At 50.5% G+C, this 19,436-nt stretch carries 18 protein-coding genes, 1 tRNA gene and 1 pseudogene; 4 read left to right on the top strand and 16 right to left on the bottom strand.

All coding sequences use genetic code 11. The features are described from left to right. Window positions 1–3: 3 nt before the first annotated feature. The 8 genes from CHU32_RS06885 to dnaQ all read right to left on the bottom strand — a co-directional run bounded on the left by CHU32_RS06885 (window position 4) and on the right by dnaQ (window position 7,478). Window positions 4–879 carry an ABC transporter permease gene (locus CHU32_RS06885; RefSeq protein WP_103674781.1) on the bottom strand — a complete coding sequence of 292 codons (876 nt, stop codon included), beginning with the start codon at window positions 877–879 and terminating at the stop codon, window positions 4–6. 2 nt (window positions 880–881) lie between these two features. Continuing rightward, the gene (locus CHU32_RS06880) at window positions 882–1,823 is read right to left on the bottom strand and encodes an ABC transporter permease (protein ID WP_103674780.1); all 942 of its coding nucleotides are present in this window, start codon (window positions 1,821–1,823) and stop codon (window positions 882–884) included. 18 nt (window positions 1,824–1,841) lie between these two features. Continuing rightward, on the bottom strand, window positions 1,842–3,356 hold the full coding sequence (locus CHU32_RS06875; RefSeq protein ID WP_176691626.1) for an ABC transporter substrate-binding protein: 1,515 nt from the start codon (window positions 3,354–3,356) through the stop codon (window positions 1,842–1,844). Window positions 3,357–3,358: 2 nt separating this feature from the next. Continuing rightward, window positions 3,359–4,441 carry an ABC transporter ATP-binding protein gene (locus CHU32_RS06870; protein WP_103674779.1) on the bottom strand — a complete coding sequence of 361 codons (1,083 nt, stop codon included), beginning with the start codon at window positions 4,439–4,441 and terminating at the stop codon, window positions 3,359–3,361. Beyond that, window positions 4,438–5,451, bottom strand: a complete 1,014-nt coding sequence (locus CHU32_RS06865; RefSeq protein WP_103674778.1) for an ABC transporter ATP-binding protein — start codon at window positions 5,449–5,451, stop codon at window positions 4,438–4,440. Before CHU32_RS06865 ends, CHU32_RS06870 begins: the two co-directional genes overlap by 4 nt. Further along, window positions 5,448–6,167 carry a FadR/GntR family transcriptional regulator gene (locus CHU32_RS06860; RefSeq protein ID WP_103674777.1) on the bottom strand — a complete coding sequence of 240 codons (720 nt, stop codon included), beginning with the start codon at window positions 6,165–6,167 and terminating at the stop codon, window positions 5,448–5,450. Before CHU32_RS06860 ends, CHU32_RS06865 begins: the two co-directional genes overlap by 4 nt. 375 nt (window positions 6,168–6,542) lie before the next feature. After that, a tRNA-Asp gene (locus CHU32_RS06855) sits at window positions 6,543–6,619 on the bottom strand. 130 nt (window positions 6,620–6,749) lie between these two features. Continuing rightward, the gene (gene dnaQ / locus CHU32_RS06850; RefSeq protein WP_103750815.1) at window positions 6,750–7,478 is read right to left on the bottom strand and encodes a DNA polymerase III subunit epsilon; all 729 of its coding nucleotides are present in this window, start codon (window positions 7,476–7,478) and stop codon (window positions 6,750–6,752) included. Between dnaQ and rnhA the strand changes: the two are divergent. Beyond that, window positions 7,432–7,999: pseudogene (gene rnhA, locus CHU32_RS06845) on the top strand (ribonuclease HI). The gene dnaQ and the pseudogene rnhA sit on opposite strands and share 47 nt — an antisense overlap. Window positions 8,000–8,001: 2 nt before the next feature. On the opposite strand, the gene CHU32_RS06840 reads toward rnhA, so the two are convergent. Next, window positions 8,002–8,718: a class I SAM-dependent methyltransferase gene (locus CHU32_RS06840; RefSeq protein WP_103674774.1), complete on the bottom strand. Its 717-nt coding sequence runs from the start codon at window positions 8,716–8,718 to the stop codon at window positions 8,002–8,004. A 32-nt stretch (window positions 8,719–8,750) separates the two neighbouring features. Here CHU32_RS06840 and gloB point away from each other — a divergent pair, with 32 nt between their 5' ends. Together gloB and mltD are read left to right on the top strand one after the other, a co-directional pair. After that, window positions 8,751–9,506: a hydroxyacylglutathione hydrolase gene (gene gloB, locus CHU32_RS06835; RefSeq protein WP_103674773.1), complete on the top strand. Its 756-nt coding sequence runs from the start codon at window positions 8,751–8,753 to the stop codon at window positions 9,504–9,506. A 70-nt stretch (window positions 9,507–9,576) separates the two neighbouring features. Continuing rightward, window positions 9,577–10,944, top strand: a complete 1,368-nt coding sequence (gene mltD, locus CHU32_RS06830) for a murein transglycosylase D (protein ID WP_103674772.1) — start codon at window positions 9,577–9,579, stop codon at window positions 10,942–10,944. A 45-nt stretch (window positions 10,945–10,989) separates the two neighbouring features. Here mltD and CHU32_RS06825 read toward each other — a convergent pair whose 3' ends face one another. Continuing rightward, window positions 10,990–11,760, bottom strand: coding sequence for a class I SAM-dependent methyltransferase (locus tag CHU32_RS06825; RefSeq protein ID WP_103675042.1), 771 nt, complete (start codon window positions 11,758–11,760; stop codon window positions 10,990–10,992). Between the two features lie 74 nt (window positions 11,761–11,834). Next, window positions 11,835–12,635: an endonuclease/exonuclease/phosphatase family protein gene (locus CHU32_RS06820; RefSeq protein ID WP_103675041.1), complete on the bottom strand. Its 801-nt coding sequence runs from the start codon at window positions 12,633–12,635 to the stop codon at window positions 11,835–11,837. A 230-nt stretch (window positions 12,636–12,865) separates the two neighbouring features. On the opposite strand from CHU32_RS06820, the gene yafC reads away from it, so the two are divergent. Continuing rightward, the gene (gene yafC, locus CHU32_RS06815) at window positions 12,866–13,750 is read left to right on the top strand and encodes a DNA-binding transcriptional regulator YafC (protein WP_103674771.1); all 885 of its coding nucleotides are present in this window, start codon (window positions 12,866–12,868) and stop codon (window positions 13,748–13,750) included. 254 nt (window positions 13,751–14,004) lie between these two features. On the opposite strand, the gene CHU32_RS06810 is transcribed toward yafC, so the two are convergent. The 5 genes from CHU32_RS06810 to CHU32_RS06790 all read right to left on the bottom strand — a co-directional run. Then, a complete protein-coding gene (locus CHU32_RS06810; protein WP_176691625.1) occupies window positions 14,005–14,622 on the bottom strand; it encodes a hypothetical protein in 618 nt (205 codons plus the stop codon). A 557-nt stretch (window positions 14,623–15,179) separates the two neighbouring features. Beyond that, window positions 15,180–17,366: a T6SS phospholipase effector Tle1-like catalytic domain-containing protein gene (locus CHU32_RS06805; RefSeq protein WP_103674770.1), complete on the bottom strand. Its 2,187-nt coding sequence runs from the start codon at window positions 17,364–17,366 to the stop codon at window positions 15,180–15,182. Next, window positions 17,351–17,860 (bottom strand): Tli1a family immunity protein, encoded by a 510-nt coding sequence (gene tli1a / locus CHU32_RS06800; RefSeq protein ID WP_103674769.1) that lies wholly within the window; start codon window positions 17,858–17,860, stop codon window positions 17,351–17,353. Before tli1a ends, CHU32_RS06805 begins: the two co-directional genes overlap by 16 nt. Before the next feature lie 339 nt (window positions 17,861–18,199). After that, on the bottom strand, window positions 18,200–18,955 hold the full coding sequence (gene tla1, locus CHU32_RS06795) for a toxin Tle1 chaperone Tla1 (RefSeq protein ID WP_103675040.1): 756 nt from the start codon (window positions 18,953–18,955) through the stop codon (window positions 18,200–18,202). A 10-nt stretch (window positions 18,956–18,965) separates the two neighbouring features. Beyond that, on the bottom strand, window positions 18,966–19,436 hold a 471-nt coding region (locus CHU32_RS06790; RefSeq protein ID WP_103750814.1), incomplete at its 5' end, for a hypothetical protein.

Genomic DNA, 19,436 nt, shown 5'->3' with positions numbered 1-19,436 from the left:
TCCTTAGTCGTGGCGCGGATCGAGCGCGTCGCGCAGCCCGTCGCCGAGTAGATTAAAGCCCTGTACAGCCAGGAAGATGGCGACGCCGGGGAAAACTGACATCCACGGTGCCTGTTCGAGAAATCCTTTCGCCGTATTAAGCATGGAACCCCATGAAGGATTAGGCGGCTGCTGGCCCAGCCCTAAAAAGGAGAGACTGGCTTCAGCAATAATGGCCGAGGCAATGGCCAGCGTGGCCTGTACCAGAATCGGTGACATCACGTTTGGCAATACATATTTCACGATGATCCAGCGATCCGGCAGGCCAATCGCCCGCGCACCGTCGATATACTCTTCATTGCGAATGGCGATCACCTGCCCGCGCGTCAGCCGGGCGAAGATCGGCATTGCCGACAGGCCGATGGCAATCATGGCATTACTCAGGCTTGGCCCGAGAAACGCCCCCAGTGCGATCGCCATGATCAAAAATGGACAGGCCAGTAGCGCCTCAATGAAACGCGAGATAACGCCGTCCCAGATCCCCTGGAAATAGCCCGCCACCAGCCCCAGCGGCACGCCGATGACCACCGCAATGATCACGGACACGCAGCCTGCCATTAATGAGGTACGCGCCCCCCAGATAATGCGTGAAAGGATATCGCGCCCGAGTTCATCAGTGCCGAACCAGTAAAGCTCCGACGGCGGTTTACGTACCGTCAAAAAGTTAGCTTTAACCGGATCAAACGGCGCGATCCACGGGGCCAGCAGAGCGATCAGCACGAAAATGCCGACCACAACCGCGCCAATCATCGCGCTTTTGTTGGCGAGAAATTTCTTCAGCACCCGATTTTGCGTGCGCGGGGTTGTCAGCGCGACGTTTTGCGTTGTAAGTTCCGCCATGTTTAACCTCGCATTTTCGGGTTGATAAGCACGTACAGCACATCGGCCAGCAGGTTGAGCAGCAAGAAGCCAATCGCCACAATCAATACCACGCCCTGCACCACCGCATAGTCGCGGTTGAAGACCGAATCGACGATCATCTTGCCGAAGCCAGGAATAGTGAAGACTTGCTCGGTCAGTACCGCGCCGCCAAGCAACTCACCAAACAGCAGCGTGGTCAGCGTGATCACCGGTACCAGCGCGTTGCGAAAGGCGTGTTTAAGGATCACTGCTTTCGACAGCAGCCCTTTCGCCCGCGCGGTGCGGATGTAATCGGCTTTCAGCACCGCAATCATCGAAGCCCGGGTATGACGCATCAGCGTGGCCGCCAGCCCCGTCCCCAGTACCGATGCCGGGAGCAGCAGCGTGCGCAGGTTTTGCAGCGGATCTTCGCTAAACGGAACGTAGCCCGAGGCGGGTAGCCACTGCAAATTGACCGAGAAGACCAGGATAAGTAAAATTCCCAGCCAGAAGTGCGGTATCGAGATCCCCGAGATCGCCACAAAGTTTGCCCCGTGATCAACCCAGCTATTTTTATTCACCGCCGCAATGATCCCCATGCTAATACCGAACACCAGCGCGATGATCATCGCCAGCAGTGACAACTCAATCGTCACCGGCAGTTTGCTGGCAATAAGCTGCGTGACTGGCTCATGCGTGCGTAAAGAAGAGCCGAGATCACCCTGCAACGCGCGGGTTAACCAGTGGTAATACTGCACCGGTATTGGCGCATCCAAATCCAGCTCTGCGCGAAGCTGGGCGATGACAGCCGGGTCACGTTCCTCTCCGGCCATGGCGATCAGCGGATCGCCGGGCAACAGCTTTTGCAGCCCGAACACCATCATGCTCACCAGCAGTAAGGTGGGGATGGCCAGCAGTAGCCGTTTGCAAATCAGTTCCAGCATGGTTTCTCCTTGCGCCGTTTATTGCGCCAGCGTCAGACCCGCCACGCGCACAATGCCGTCCGGGTAAGGTTTAAAACCCTGCACTTTTTTATTCAGGCCAAAAATGCGCGGTTCAAAATAGAGATAAGCGATCGGCATATCGGTTTGCAGTTGCTTAACGACCTTGTCATACAACGGCTGGCGCACGGCCGGATCGTTGCTCAGGCGCGCCTGGGCCAGCCATTCATCAACCTGCGCATTGCTGTAGCGACCATCGTTGAGGGTGCCTTTACTATTGATAAAGCTGTAGATGCTGCCATCCGGGTCCGGGCGACCGGACCAGCCGGAAAAACTTAACTGATAGTCACCGCTTTGCTGACGATCGAGCAGCGTGGCGAACTCGGTCATTTGCAGGTTGAGCGTAAAGCCAGCCTCGCCGACCATCGCCTGTAGTACCTGGCCGACTTGCTGTGATGTCGGGTTGTTCGGCACCAGCAGATTCACCTTCAGTGGGGTCGTCACCCCGGCGGCCTTCAGCAGCGCCTGCGCTTTTTCCACGTCGCGTGGTGGAACCGGTACTTTGACGTGATAGGGACTGACCGGGGAAAATGCCTGGTTTGAGGGGGTGTATAATCCTTCAAATACCACCTGATTCAGCGCGTCACGGTCGATGGCCAGCGAGAACGCTTCACGCACGCGGGCATCCTTGAACGGATCGTTCGCCGGCACCTTGCCGTTATTGATGTTAAAGGTGATGCCCTGATAGCCAAGGCCGGTCACTTTGGCGAGTGCCAGTTTGCTGTCCGCCTCGACGGTTTTGACATCGCTGGCGGCGATGCCTTCGGTGAGATCCAGATCGCCTGCACGCAGGTTAGCCAGCCGCACTGACGCATCCGGGATCGGCAGATAGATAATTTTGTCGAAGTGATACGCGCTTTTGTTCCAGTAATTGTCGAAACGGCTCAGTACAATGCGGTCCTGCGAGACGCGGCTGTCAAATTTGTACGGACCGGAGCATACAGGATGCGCGGCAAAATCGGGTTTTTTCGCGGCCTCCGGTGCCAGCATCGCCCCGGCGCGGTCGGTAAGCTGCATCAGCAGCGCGGCATCCGGCGTTTTCAGATGCAGGGCAATTTGTGTCGGGCTGGTGACTTCTACCGACTCGATAGAGGAAATTTCACTTTTGCGCAGTGAGCCTTTCAGGGTTAGCGCACGGTCAAGGTTGTATTTGGCTGCCGCAGCGTCGAATTTCTCGCCATCGTGGAAGGTTACGCCTTCGCGCAGATTCATGGTCAGCGTTTTACCGTCGTCACTCCACGCCCAGTCTTTCGCCAGGCCGGGAACAACCTTCAGGTTCTCGTCCACATCCACCAGCCGGTCGCACAGTGAAGCGAAGACAAATCGCCCGTAATAGGTGCGCGCCAGATGCGGGTCAAGCATGTCCGGATCGGCACCCAGACCAATTCGCAGCACATTATCAGCCTGCGCTGGCAGCGCCGCCCCAAGCAACATAACACTTCCCAGTACGGTCAAAAGAGAATTACGCATTGTCATTATCATGAGTTCCTTGCCGGAAGAGAGGAATGGGTTGCCGCCTGCTCAAACAGTGCGCGGCGACGTAAAAAGGCGGCGGAGGGTGGCGCAACCTGGATCACACTGCGATCGCGGTTCAGCTCCTGCCAGCGGTGACAGGCAATTTGTCGTCCGCCACTCAGCACCTGATTGATGGGTTCAATCTGGCGGCATTGATCGGTCACATAGGGGCAACGGGTATGAAAGCGACATCCGTCAGGCGGGCTGGCCGGGTTCGGCAGGTCGCCCTGTAAGAGAGGCGTATCGCGTTTTACTCCCGGCTGCATTTGCGGCGCAGAGGCGATCAACGCCTGCGTGTAGGGATGCAGCGGCGCGTCAAAAATCTCATCAACGGTGGCAAGCTCAACGATTTGTCCGAGGTACATGACTGCCACGCGATCGCTCATATGGCGGATCACCGCCAGACCGTGTGCAACAATAATCATTGTCAGCCCAAGTTGGTGCTTAAGGCTTTCCAGCAAATTAACCACCTGCGCCTGAACGGAAACATCCAGCGCTGAGACTGGCTCATCACCCAGAAGCAGCTTTGGCCCGGATGCCAGCGCCCTGGCAATACCAATGCGCTGCCGTTGTCCGCCGGAGAATTCATGGGGGAAACGATCTGCCCAGGCGGCAGGCAGCCCGACGGTTTTCAGCAACTCAATAACCCGATAGCGGCGGTCAGCTTTGTTCATGTTCTGGTGCAGCCACAGCGGCTCGCCGACAATTTGTTGCACCGTCATACGCGGGTTCAATGAGGCGAAAGGGTCCTGAAAAATGATTTGCAGCTCGCGGCGCAGCTGATTGAGGCGAGTGCCAGTGGCACGGGTAATTTCTTCACCCTGATAAAACACCTGCCCTTCGCTGGCGGCCAGCAGACGCAGCAATAACCGGCCCAGGGTCGATTTACCGGACCCGGACTCGCCGACGATGGCCAACGTTTCACCAGGCATCACCGCCAGTGAAATGCGGTCCACGGCCGTGACATAACGCGCAGGAGCAAACAGTTTTTTCGGCCCCGGGAAACGTTTACTCAGATCGCGGGCTTCAAGGATCGGTATAGTCATGCGATTTCTCCCAGCGCAATATGCTGTTCCAGCGGCGCACGGAAACAGGCGACCTGATGGTTGACGCCCAGCGTTTGTAACGATGGTTTATGCTGATGGCAGCGGGTTTGCGCAAAAGGACAGCGGGTGGCAAAACGGCAGCCCTGCGGCATCGCTTCCGGGAGCGGTACGGAACCGGGAATGGTAGAAAGCTGACCTTTACGCGCGCCGAGAGAGGGAATCGATCCCATCAGGCCGACAGTGTAAGGGTGCTGTGGATCGGCAAAAATAGCCTCGACACTCCCCTGCTCTACCACCTGCCCGGCGTACATGACCGCCACCTGCTGCGCCACTTCTGCGACCACGCCTAAGTCATGGGTGATCATCAGCACGGCGGTGCCGGTCTCTTCTTTCAGGGTGTTGAGCAGGGTGAGGATCTGCGCCTGAATCGTCACGTCCAGCGCGGTCGTCGGTTCATCGGCAATTAACAGTCGCGGGTGGTTAATCAATGCCATGGCGATCATTACGCGCTGGCGCATGCCGCCTGAGAGTTGATGCGGATACGCTTTAAGGCGCATTTCTGCCGCCGGGATCTGCACTTTTTCAAGGATTTGCAGGGCAATGTCCATTGCTTCCTTGCGTCCAACCTTCTGGTGGCGCATCACCGCTTCGCTCAGTTGATCGCCAAGCGTAAACGCCGGATTCAGCGAGGTCATCGGCTCCTGAAATATCATTGCCAGCTCGCGCCCGCGCAGGTCAGCATACTCACGGGGACTCAGTTTGCGCAGGTCGTGACGACGAAAGTGCATATCGCCACTGATAATCTGCGCGCTGGCGGGCAGCAATCCCATTAGCGCCAGCGAGGTAATACTTTTACCGCAGCCGGATTCCCCCACCAGCGCCAGCGTTTCACCTGCTTCAACAGTCAGGGAAATACCATCCAGTACGCTGACCGGCGAACCGGCAAATTTGACGTTGAGGTTTTGCAGGCGCAGTACGGGCGTAGATTCCTTAAATGGGATCGTCGTCATAGCGTGATATCGTCCTCAAGATGAATGGCCTGGATCAGGGCATTTTGCAGGGAGAGCAGATGTTCGCGCATCGCGGCGGCGGCCTCATTGGGCTGGCGCTGAACGATCGCATTAATGATGGTGTGATGATGGGAGTTATAGTGATCGACACGCTCGGGCGTACGTGCCAGTTCACGCAGATGCTGCCAGGCGGGTTCGCGCCGCACGGCGTCGATTGCGTCAAACAGCCCCAGTAGCAGACGATTACCGGCCGCCTCCGCGATAGCCCGGTGAAACGCACTGTCCCACAATTCATTAAGATCGCGGTCATCCGGGCTGACCTTATTGATACGTTCCAGCATGCGCTGCATTAGCGCGAGGTTTTCCCTGGTGGCACGCAGCGCCGCAAGACGGGCCAGGCCGGGTTCAAGTTGCAGGCGAGCTTCCATGATTTCCAGCAGATTGGTTTGTTGTACCAGTCCCTGAAGCGCGAGAGGTTCAACTGGTGCGGCCGGGCCAATAAAGGTGCCTTTTCCCTGTTTACGCCAGATACGCCCTTCTTCCTCCAGCACATCCAGCGCACGCCGGATTTCTCGCCGCCCGACGCCAAGCGTTTCCGCCATCTCACGCTCGGCAGGAAGCGGCACGCCCGGTGTTGACTCATGCTGGTTGATTAGGCCGCGCAGTTGTTCAAGTGCGGTACTGGAATTTGCCAGAAACCGTGACGCTTTTTCCATATTGGTTCGCCTGCTCTCATCATTACTTTGTTTTTATTAACAATAAGTTATTAGTATGGGCATTTACTTATCGCTCTAATGACTAAGCAATTTACGAACCAATAAAACATTGGTTCAGGAATTTTTTGCCATTGATGGTTAAGGCTATGATTACAGGGGTTTTATTTTTACGGAAAGGCCAGAGGTCAGAAAACTACAATGAGGGAAATGATGAAGGACTGCACAATTACAGTGCATTTTTCGCACTGTAATTGTGCAATTGTTAATAAATTGCACTAATTTGTTAAAATATTGTTTGGTAAGAGTAAGTACAAGAAGGATAATGTCTGAAATGACAAAAGCCTGAATCATTTCTGATTCAGGCTTTCTGAATAGTGGCGGAACGGACGGGACTCGAACCCGCGACCCCCTGCGTGACAGGCAGGTATTCTAACCGACTGAACTACCGCTCCGCTGTGTTCCCGTGGGAACGTTGCGAATAGTACGGTGCGCCTTGCGGATCGTCAATGATTTTTCTCGGGTTTTGAATCGTTTGCTGCAAAAATCATCCACAAGGCGATTTTTGCAGCGTTTACCGGGCGCTCAGACGCGCCAGAGGCAACTACCGCCTTTTTTCTGCACCAAATCCAGCCGGGATTCATGGGCGGCTTGCTCCTCATCGCTGGCAGAAATCACCCGCAATTTACTGGCAGCGCGAACACCGCGCTGAATTCCGGTATCAACCTGCTGCTTACTCTCCCCTTCCATGGCAAACGCAATAGACGTTTGACCACCGGTCATCATCAGGTAGACGTCGGCGAGAATTTGGGAGTCGAGCAACGCCCCGTGAAGCGTTCGCTTGCTGTTATCTATCTCATAGCGCGAACACAGCGCATCAAGGCTGTTACGCTTGCCGGGGAACATTCTCCTCGCCAGCGCCAGACTGTCAGTGACTTTGCAAAACGTGTCTGTTTTCGGAATGCCACGGTTTAGCTTGCTGAATTCATAATCCATAAAGCCGATATCAAACGAGGCGTTATGAATCACCAGCTCAGCGCCGCGAATATAATTAAGGAACTCATCCGCGACATCCGCAAAGGTTGGCTTATCAAGCAGAAACTCATCGGCAATACCGTGAACACCGAACGCTTCCGGATCGACCAGTCGGTCTGGTTTCAGATACACATGAAAGTTATTACCGGTCAGACGGCGGTTGATCACCTCAACAGCACCGATCTCAATGATCTTATGGCCTTCATAATGAACGCCAATCTGGTTCATACCGGTGGTTTCGGTATCGAGGACGATCTGTCGTGTAATAGCAGTGCTCATATCGTTCATTTGTGTCAGACTTGTCGTTTTTAATCACAGGAAGTCTACCAGAGATGCTGAAGAAGGTAGAAGTTTTCACCGATGGATCTTGCCTCGGTAATCCCGGACCGGGTGGCTATGGCGCTATTCTACGCTATCAACAGCGTGAAAAAACCTTTAGTGAAGGTTATCGGTTAACCACCAATAATCGTATGGAACTAATGGCCGCGATCGTGGCGCTGGAAGCATTGAAAGAACATTGCGAAGTGATTCTTAGCACTGATAGCCAATATGTCCGGCAGGGTATTACCCAGTGGATACATAACTGGAAAAAACGTGGCTGGAAGACGGCCGAGAAAAAGCCGGTTAAAAATGTTGATCTCTGGAAGCGGCTTGACGCTGCGCTCGGGCAGCATCAAATTCGCTGGGAATGGGTGAAAGGCCATGCCGGACATCCCGAGAACGAACGCTGTGATGAACTGGCGCGTGCTGCGGCATCTCATCCAACTCAGGAAGATGTTGGCTATCAGCCTGATGCCTGATTTCAGGGTTTACGATATTGCCGGGTTGCGCCTACAGCCTGCCTTATCTGCCGTTTTGCTTTACTCTGCTTCATTGGGTTGAGGGTAAGCGGGATAGTTCGTTTACGTGCCACAATCACTTGCAGACAGCCCAGGGCGGGAAGGTGCGTGCTCAATAACTTCCCCCCCTGCCGCGTCCACGGTAAAACCTGACAGCGGCTATAATGCATGACTTCAAAATTAAGCAGCGTTAGCCAGTCCATCTGGCGCATCAGGGTGAACATGCGGCTATTTGAGGGCGGCCTTTTTCGCATAAAGGGTACCAGTTTGCGTAACCCCATCAGGCTCAACGGGTTAAAGCCGGTAATGATAAGCCAGCCATCGTCGATTAATACGCGATCGGCTTCACGAAGCAGTTGGTGAGGGTCCTGGCACCAGGGAAGCGTGTGTGCCAGCAGGCAGGCATCAACCGATTTTTCGGCAAACGGCAAATGTAATGGATTGGCTTTTACCTGCATGGGTTCGCCGCTTAAGGAAACATTTACCTGGTGAGAGATGGCGCAGGCGTCAGTGTTGATTTCTGCGCTTAAATTGCCCACTTTAAGTAAATGGAACCCGTACATTTTCGCCAGCCACGGTTTGAGCTGATGCTCCAGAGCCTCGCGATAGTAGTTTCCCCTCGGCAGTTCACTCCAGCGATGGGGGGATGGCGCTGTCTGGGAAATCCTTGCCGGTTTCATCACACTCTCCCGCTTCGCTTTATGAGGTATTTATGAATCTTAACAGTATTCCCGCGTTTCAGGATAACTACATCTGGACATTAAATGACGATGACAACCGCTGTATCGTGGTTGATCCCGGCGAAGCAGGCCCGGTTCTGGACTTTCTGTCAAAAAATAAGTGGCTGCCTGCGGCGATTTTCCTGACCCATCATCATAACGATCACACGGGTGGTGTAAAAGAAATCGTCCGCCATTACCCGGATATTGTGGTTTATGGGCCAGAAGAGACGCTAAACAAGGGAGCCACTCAGGTCGTCCATGAGGGGGATAAACTTTCTGTTTTGGGCCACGAATTTACTATTATTGCTACCCCGGGACACACCGCTGGTCACGTTTGTTTCTTTAGTTACCCTTATCTTTTTTGTGGCGACACACTGTTTTCTGGTGGCTGCGGACGTCTCTTTGAAGGCACTCCCTCACAAATGTATGAATCTTTACAAAAGATTAATGCATTACCCGCTGATACGGTTATTTGTTGCGCGCATGAGTATACTTTATCAAATATGGAGTTTGCCAAAAGCATCCTTCCGCACGATTCGTTCATAAATGATTATTACCTTAAAGTTAAGGAGTTACGTGCAAAAAAACAGATGACACTTCCGGTTATTCTGAAAAATGAGCGCCAGATAAATTTATTTTTACGAACTGATGACATTGATTTAATTAAAATAATTTCTGAAGAAACAACTTTGCAACAACCTGAGCAGCGTTTTGCCTGGTTGAGGGCAAAGAAAGATAATTTCTGACATTCAGACTTGTGTTTTGCCGGCTTCACCTTTATGATCGGTCGTCTTTTAAGCAACTATTGACACACACATGAAGGCAAAAGCGATATTACTCGCCTCTGTCCTGCTTGTGGGTTGCCAGGCGTCTCAGCATGATGGCAACGTTACACAGCACGCACAGAGCCTTTCTGCGGCTAGTCAAGGGGAAGCAGGTAAGTTTACCAGTCAAGCACGTTGGATGGACGATGGAACATTCACCGGACAGGATCAGGACTTGTGGGCTTTTATCGGCGACGAGCTAAAGATGGGAATTCCGGAAAACAGCCGGATTCGCGATCAGAAACAGAAGTATTTACGAAACAAGAGCTATCTCCACGATGTAACTTTACGGGCAGAGCCGTATATGTACTGGATAGCCGGGCAAGTTAAGAAACGTAACATGCCAATGGAACTAGTATTACTACCCATAGTGGAGAGCGCTTTTAACCCGCACGCAACGTCTGGTGCCAATGCCGCCGGCATCTGGCAGATCATACCGAGCACCGGGCGCAATTACGGTTTGAAACAGACACGCAACTATGATGCGCGTCGTGACGTTGTGGCCTCAACGACGGCCGCTCTGGATATGATGCAGCGTCTTAATCGCATGTTTGACGGCGACTGGTTGTTAACCGTTGCAGCCTATAACAGCGGTGAAGGTCGGGTCATGAAGGCAATCAAAGCGAATAAAGCTCGCGGTTTACCCACGGACTTTTGGTCGCTCTCATTGCCACAGGAAACGAAGATTTACGTGCCTAAAATGCTGGCCCTGAGTGATATCCTCAAGAACAGCAAACGGTATGGTGTTGTCCTGCCGGGCGCAGATGAAAGTCGTGCGCTGGCGCGTGTACGCCTGAATAATCCGGTCGAGATGGCGCAACTGGCTGATATGGCTGGAATCTCAGTGTCCAAGCTGAAGACGTTTAATGCTGGCGTTAAAGGGTCTACCCTCGGTGCCAGCGGTCCTCAGTATGTGATGGTGCCGCAGAAGCATGCCAGACAGCTACGTGAGTCGTTGGCTTCCGGTGAAATCGCGGCTGTGCAGCCGGGTCTACTGGCTGACAATACGCCATTGACCAGTCGCAGCTATAAAGTGCGCTCTGGTGACACGCTTTCAGGCATTGCCTCTCGCCTGGGCGTGACGGCAAAAGATTTGCAGCAGTGGAATAATCTGCGCGGTGCAGGTCTTAAAATTGGTCAAAATCTGACGGTGGGTGCAGGTAGTAGCGCACAGCGTCTGGCCAGTAACGACGACAGCATTACCTATCGCGTGCGTAAAGGTGATTCACTTGCCAGCATCGCCAGACATCACGGCGTCAACATTAAAGATGTGATGCGCTGGAATAGCGATACGGACAATCTTCAGCCAGGCGATCGGTTAACGCTATTCGTTAAAAATAGCACCACGCCAGATTCCTGATAACAGACGAGTAAAAGGCACCGTTTCCCCCGGTGCCTTTTTTATTTATGCCGCTTTGTGGGCTTCAAACATGATGGTGTCACTGGTAAATGAGCCGTCATCCTGTAATTCAAAATAATCCCTCACCTCCTGCGATGCACTTTCCTGATACAGCTGGATGGCCTCGCTCAACGGTTGGGGAGTGCGCATACGTGCAATCCAGGAGGAGAATTCGAGAGGCAGCCGGTCGGTTGTCAGTTTATCAATAATAAACCCGGCCTCACTGGCGAGTGCCAGCCATTCCCCACTGGAATAGTTTCTGACGTGAGAGGTATCGCGCAGCGCTTCGACGGTTTGTAACCAGATATCCCGCACCGGATGACCGGGGGACATAACATCCATAATAATCATTATGCCGCCGGGTTTTAATACCCGTTTAGCTTCCCGCAGCGCCAGCCCCACGTCATGCCAGTGATGGGCAGAATAGCGGCTTATCACTACGTCAAAGTGTTCATTATTAAAAGGTAATTGCTCTGCATAGCCCTGTTGAGTCGTAATATTATTCAGCCCTTTTTCCTTAGCGGCCCTGGCAACAACGTCCAGCATACTGGCAGATAAATCACAGGCGGTGACATTGGCAACCTGGCTGGCCGCAGCAAAACTGGCATGCCCTGCCCCGCAGCCAAGATCCAGTACCACCGCATGCGGGAGCGTAGCCAGACGCTCTGTGAGGCGTTGCAGGTCACGCCCGGAGGCATGGACGGCGCTGGTCAGGTAGGCTCCAGCCTGGGAGCTGAATTGTTTATCAATATGGTCGTGATGTGTAGTGGCTGTCATGATGCGTCCTTTTTTGAGTGAGAAGTAAAGGGCAGCACCATTTTCAGGCCTGCCCAGCGGCAGACCTGACATCCTTATTTATCAGGCTTGCCGGGCGTGAATTCGACGAGTAGCGGATTGTGATCGGAAGCGCGGGTGACCAGTACTGAGGCTTCTTCGACGTTCAAACCGCGATAAAAAACGAAATCCAGAGGTCGGCCAAAGGCACGGCGGCGCTGGTCGTCGGTAAATCGAACCTGTCGCAGAGACATTTCCCGGGAAAACCGATAAAGCGCGTTCATCCGTTGGCGGCTCCAGGCATTAAAATCTCCGGCCATGATCACCGGTCCGCTATGGTGGGCAATTTGATCGCCAATCGGCAGCAGTTGTTTACTGTAGACATCAACGCCAAGGCTAAAATTGACGGCATGGACGTTTACGACCATCAGTAATCTGCCATCCGGTAAGGGGTATACCGTAACAAGCGCGGATTTCGACAATCTTAATAACGGCTCACGCTCGCGTAAAGGGCAGCAATAGACTGGATGCGCAGCGGAAAGGGTCATCACCCCTGACGGGTGCTGAGGCAGCACAAATGCCGGGACCTGATCGGCGGCGAGATAGTTAGAGGTCGCAAACCGGATCAGTTCAGGCGTCGTTTGAGCTTCCTGAAGTAATACAAGGTGAGCATCTTTACCAAAATTTTGCAGAACAGACAGCCATTCTGCGCGCTGCTGCTTAAAGATGTTCCACACTAAAATTCGGATCTTCTCTTCGCCACTCAGCGGTGCGCCTGCGGGCAATGCCTGGCCGATACTCGCAAACGATCCCGGCGGCAAAATTCGCTCCGCAGGCTGCCCGGCGACATAACGCATTGCATAAGTATTTTTTCGCACTTTTGGCATTACACCTCAATTACAGACCCGGTTCGCAAAACGAACAACTCCTATTGTTATAGGGATTTTAGCGCATACTTTCAACGCTAACCGAAAGAAAGGTTAATGAGTTTGGTAAACAAAAGATTCGTCAGAATGCATGACGCCATGTTGATAGCCCACAGAAAGAGGTACTGTTTAAATAACAAAGTTGGTTAAAATAGCCGTTTAGCTTTGCGTTTGAGGCAAAAATGAAAGCAACGTCTGATGAAATCGCCACCTTTGTGGCTGTTGTTGAGAGCGGAAGCTTTAGCCGTGCAGCAGAACAACTTAACCTGGCAAATTCAGCAATTAGCCGGACGGTTAAAAAGCTGGAAGCAAAACTTGGCGTCAGCCTGTTAAACCGTACAACGCGCCAGCTTAGCCTCACTGAAGAGGGAGAGCGCTACTTCAGACGTGTGCAGGTTGTTTTACAGGAAATGACGGCGGCTGAGAATGAAATTATTGAGACGCGTTTTTCGCCTCGGGGATTACTGCGTGTAGATGCCGCCACTCCCGTGCTACTCCATTATTTGATGCCGATGATTAAACCGTTTCGCGAGCGTTATCCGGATATCACCCTTTCACTGGTGTCGTCAGAAACCTTTATCAATTTGATTGAACGCAAAGTAGATGTCGCGATCCGTGCTGGCGTCCTGACCGATTCCAGCCTGCGCGCCCGGCATTTAATGACCAGCTATCGCAAAATTATTGCCTCACCGGATTATATTGAGCGCTATGGAAAACCGCAGACGGTTGACGATCTTAAACAGCATGTATGTCTGGGTTTTACCGAGCCCGCATCGCTCAACACGTGGCCCGTTTACTGCTGCGATGCCCAGCTCTACGAGATTGTATGTGGGCTATCGTCTAATAGCGGTGAAACACTTAAGCAACTTTGTTTAAGCGGCAATGGCATCGCGTGTTTATCCGACTATATGGTTGATAAAGAGATCGAGCGGGGAGATCTGATAGAACTACTGGCAGAAGAGCGTGTTCCTGTTGAAATGCCGCTTAATGCGGTGTATTACAGCGACCGGGCGGTTAGCGCCAGGATCAGGGCGTTTATTGATTTTCTTAGCGAATGGAATGAGTAGAGAATACTATAAGTTCTTGATGAAAAAATATAAAAAAAGCCCTGAGTAAATACTCAGGATTATTAATAAGTGGCGGAACGGATGTCTGTCAAATTCGTGAACTGACTCACTGATAAAACAAACAATGGTTGCCGAGTCACTAGCACGCTCTCCTACTGCGTGACGTATTGCCCAATATTACGCGCCACAAAAGTGTTAAACTGGATCAGCGCAGGTTCTTTTTTGATTCTGGATATGCCAATTCCGATATATCCTCATGGCAAACGGGCAAGCATCCTGTTGAACAGAGAAGCAGCAGGCAGTAAATGAACAAGATGCACTATATTATTTTTTCTGAACTCATCTGATGCTTTCGCCGGAGATATGCGTACGGCGGCAAGAAGCTCCGTCGTGCGAATGAAAATATTATTTTTACCTGGATCGGTATTTCTCATCTGTTCATACAACATTCTGGCCTGATTCAGATTAATTCTGAAAGTCACTTCATTCATCCTGGTCATAAGGGTATCACTACATGCATAAACTGCATTATCACTGTAACTCACACGTAACGACCGTACCAGTTCATATGTCTTACGGCCAAAGTCCCTGATGTAGATAAGTGGATACTGGAGAGCAGTGTTAAAAAGGTAATCCATATGCTGGCCGGTTGTTAAAGTGACCAGCTTTATTTTTTCAGGGAATGCCGCAGGTAACTTACTTATTACTCCCGGAGGCGCAAGCAATGTTGCACTGAGATTATGAACAGCGATTAATGCCCTAACCCCTGACCACATCCCAAATTTCTGACTGGTTTTCGGTTTCTTCAAATTTTCAATACCTAAAATATCAGGCGCTGGTACAAAAAAACTCTGACACTGAGGACAATGCATTACCATCTGTCCATAACTATTTTTAATATGATACCCCCTGATAACCAAACTCTGCCGCAGGACGCTTACAGCATGAACATATTCCCTGTACGCACTCTGGTGCATTCATATAAGGAGAAAGAATGCTGGTCAATGATTTATAAACTATTTCAACTGGATGTTCTGTCATAGATTATTCCAATTTCGCTATATAAATAAAGCTTTCGATTTACGTTATCAGCGTGAAGTACAACTCTTTCGATAACACATTAATGGTTGCAATATAGGACATTTATCATATCGACACCGATAATTCAGAAAGACATCATGATAACAATAATTTAAAACCGTTCCAAACACAGTAAAAGCCGGATATTCAACTGTAAAAGTTAACATATTTTCGAATAACAACGCTCACAATAATAAATAAAAAATACGCCTGCAAAATAGATAGGGTATTTCTTTTAATAAAAAAATAATTTGGTTAGCAGACCGTAAGAACCCACCCATATCTGTCTCCGTCCACTCTGCATCTGTCGGGTTTATAACATCACGCAGCTTTGTTCGTAAACAGACTCTTATTGCGTATTTACGCTCAGTATCTGCGTCTTTCCTGTCTCCAGATCCCGAACCTTATGGATTTCGCCTCTGTCAGCGGTTTTCGGTTCAACGAGATACACAACCCGGCGGGATGTGGATTCTGCGTTAATTACTTTGCCTTGTGCCGAAATCAGTTGCACCTTTTTATTGGCTTTATCACCACAATAGATCATGCGGTAACGGAAATAACCGCCCCAGGGTTCACGCCCACCAACATCACTTTGCATAAACCAGGCACGGGAGTCATGTATTTGATCGTCATAGAGGGCCAGTAGCTCGGCGCGAGGCTGTGTACGAATTCCTGATCCCAGCTTGTCGGTGAAAAATTGCGAATAGAGATAATCCCCATCCTTCCTCATTTCCTGATATTCAGCAGCTTCATCATCACTATTAATCAGATATACCGGATAGTGAGGAATGACATCAAGAAAAATTTGTGTGGTTCTCTCCGAAAAGCTGCCGTTAATATCACGAAACCACCCGAAATAATCGCTCTTAAATTCACGCGCGGCCTCCCGTAACTGATACTTAGAATTAGTTGGATCGAGAATTGGAATCCCCTGATTATGCTCATCCAGGGGCTTACCTTCTTTCAGAATTTTTGCCCGCTCAGCTTCGATACGTTCCATGTCTTCCTCACGTTTATCAGCCTCCTTACCAAGTTCAGACTCATTCAGTTGAGGGGCTTTTTTATAAAAATCTTGTACGATAAAACTACCATGAGCATAACGACCAATACGCCAGGCAGTGATCCAACCCATTTGTTCAATAATAGCCCCTTCAAGTACCTGTGCAAGCTGGTAGGGATTATAACCTTCCTTTTTATCCTTATCTTCCTCAGTGCCTTGCAGGGTACTGTTTAGCAGGGTTTGTCGCCAGATGTTGAAGCGATTTACTAGTTTCACACTAAAATCAAACTCATCTCTTATCTTTCTCTCCATCACCCTTGATGGTGATTTATCTTTAATTAATTCCGTGACACGTGATGGCTGGACGGATAATGGCGCTCCGGCTTCAAAGGCCACGAGATACATATCATGCAGAACAATTTGAGAAAGAATTTCATCAGTACCCTCACAAGATTTTCCCTGATCGCCTGGAGGATAGCCACCACCAACATCAGAATGCATTCCCGGGTAAATAACCTCCCGTGTATTTGGCGGGTAGTTACCGTCTGGCCGACGAATTGAGTCCAGTGGAAAACACAGCCGCTGTTCATGCGCAGCGACGAAATGATAACAGCATTTAATCAAATCAGGATACATGACAGCATCAGGTAGTTGCTGAGTACCGTCAGCCCATCCCATGTGCCCGGCTGCGCCAGGTGCAATGTGAGCAACACCAACAGAAGCAACAGTATCCAGCAGACCTAAAAATTCGATACTTACGGGTAACCCGGCAAGCATCAGTTGCTGTCCTTTACTTTGCGTTCCGGGCGTTCCGGGATCGGGTAACTGAGTCAGCCAGTTTACAAAAGTCCGCGCTTCCGCAGCACCACGGGAAAAACCGTAAATAAATAACTTCACCTTAAGAAGATGCGGTTGGGCCTGCCTAAGTTGCCCCTGTAATTTTTTAAGATACGGATTAATGGCATTACGGCGATTCACCTCACCCGTGATTGGCCAGTGAGCACGCATGTCAGATACAAGCTCTTTTGCAACACTGTCCTTGAGGCGCTTATGCTTTGGATCAATGGTATAGCTCAGGGCATCAACCAAACGTAGTAACCCCCAATTAATCCGATCTTCACCACCAGTAGCAAGTGCCAGACCACTACTGCTGTAATCCATTTCTCCAATCTTTGGAAAAGGAGTGCCCACACCCGGAATATAGTAACAAAAGTATCCATCGTCATCCGCATCATGGTATGTCGCATGATAAAGTTTAGCTATATTAGTTGGGTGAGGTGGAGTCGCCAGGATGGTATCATGATATTCATTATTATTCGTTCCATCGAAAAAAAGGCTAATATGCAGACTCTTGCTACACGTAAAGCCCAGTCTGATTCTATTCTGTTCGCTAAGCGAAGTCTTAAAGTTCTCTTCCTCTCTGATCTGTTTATTATAATTTGCGTTTACCTGTGCTTCAGATAATGATAACCGTCCACCTTCAGGGAACTCTGGCGGTGCAAAACAGGGTGCTGCCAGGCTTATTTCACTGGACATATTTCAGGTTCCTTCATATTTCGTGGCTCTTTAACTGGATAATCAGGAGTACCATAGCCATCACAGACAGTCGTCACTTTAACCTGATGACATGGCAAGAAATGAACGGTTAAACCACAACGTTCCTCTCCATACTGAGGAATATCAACCGTTGCGGAGTAGTGCTGATAATTTGTTTTATACTTTGCATACGCTTTTCTATATTCATCTGTTCCTAATTCAGGCAAAATTGCATACGGGTCAGGGTCTACCTCCCACTCAATATGTGCTTTCAAATCAGGCATCCATTTTTCTGGCAACATAATACAACAGTACCCCCCCCCTAAACCGGGTACGTGATAGCCATTTACTGAGAAACCATTAATGCCTATACCTTTAACGTGATTAATCGCGCGGAGATCCCCGGCAGTATAACCATCATCACCTTTTGCCAGTGAACATCCCGAAATCACCGATGAAACCAGCAACAAACAGCTTGCTATAATTTTGTTCATATTCAAACAACTCCTTAATCAGGGGAAAATCATGATAACGATAATTCAAATTTTTATTTCCGAATTTAGTAATAATTAAACATAAAATTGTAAAATTTAACGCCGCATTGGGTTTTAAACATTCCAAAATGAGCATTAAACAAATAACAACCATTTATTATTTATCCAGAATAATTCAGTATATAAAAATTTTTATTTCCGCATTCTCACCCTGGCTCCTTAATTCATCTGACATGATGCAGACTCCTTCATATTTAACGATATTTTGACCGGGTAATCTGCATGGCAATCAAAAATATACCGATGAGTCCCCTGATGTATTGGTTCATTTCCATCGCATTATTCCTTAAAATCCCGCAACGGACCGAAATATCCCACATCACTGGCTCTCACGGCAGTCTCCAGGCAACGCGCAAAATAGTTTTCCAGACTCATTTCCCGGATCGTTTTTTCCTTCATCAATGCCTCTGCATCGCTGATGCACCCCATCAATCCAACCTGCTCATCGTCAACACAGATCGTTTCAGGTTCATCAGCAAACCTGTGTTCAGGTGAAAATGTCCCGGTTTTCCAGACGATTTCACCATCACGATCTTTCCAGCCCCAGTACAATACAATATCCGTAAATGCCGCCTGCTGTTGATCGGTTAGTACATGCGTGAACAGCGCAGGAAAAACCCGATTATCGTAGTAACGGAGTAGCCCTGTCTGTTCTTCCCACTGAACCTGTGACAGCGCCTGAAGATGATGACTCAGCAAATCGAAATCGAGAGGGGATATAAGTAAAGTGAGACGTGGTGTACCAGCAAAAAACGCCATCAGTTGTTCCAGCCACGCATGATGCCCGCGCAGTGTGAAATGCAGGCGAATCACCATCGGGGAATACTCTATCGATTCCGCTTCTGGTGTCCCATCAAACAGGGCAAACCAGCGGGCGGCGGGTGACAACTGACGCAATGAGTGCTCCAGAGACTGTTCGATTCCAGCCTGCTCCACCAGTATGTCGATATAATCCAGCCCGGTAGCAGAACAACGTGCTTCGGCCTGCTCCAGCCAGACGGAATGATTCGTTATTTGTGGGGATGCCATTTCCATTACCTCTTCTTTATCCACGCGGCGCGAAAGCGGCGGCGGCTTCCTGCGCCTTTTTCAGGCATTCCTTGCACACCGATTTGGCTGGCGCATCTCCATCTTCATTATTGTACTGTTCAGGGATCGTATTGTTATCAGGCTCTGTATTATTATCAGATTCTGTATTATTGTTATCATCTTCCAGCGCTTTCAGCACGCCCGGCTGCATCACGCTCACCGGTGTCCCCGCACTGCCCCCGCCGTTCAGGTTTATTTTCGGCCCCACTATATCCACGCCGCCCGCCTGAATGACCACGAACGATGCCCCCACCTTCAGGCTTATCTGACTGCTGCTCTCCAGTACGATGTCGCCATCCACCTTTATCCCCAGCGCCCCGCTCACCTTCCGCGCCAGGTCCCCCTTCACTTCCAGGCTGTGCGTCCCCCCGACCCGGCTGATATGGTCTCCCGTCGTGCTCTGCTCCTGCTTCCCTTCCACCGTCAC

This window comes from Superficieibacter electus, from assembly GCF_002915575.1.
GTDB lineage: Bacteria > Pseudomonadota > Gammaproteobacteria > Enterobacterales > Enterobacteriaceae > Superficieibacter > Superficieibacter electus.
Note: the sequence above shows the minus strand (reverse complement) of the source record. Positions and strands in the feature narration are given on the sequence as shown.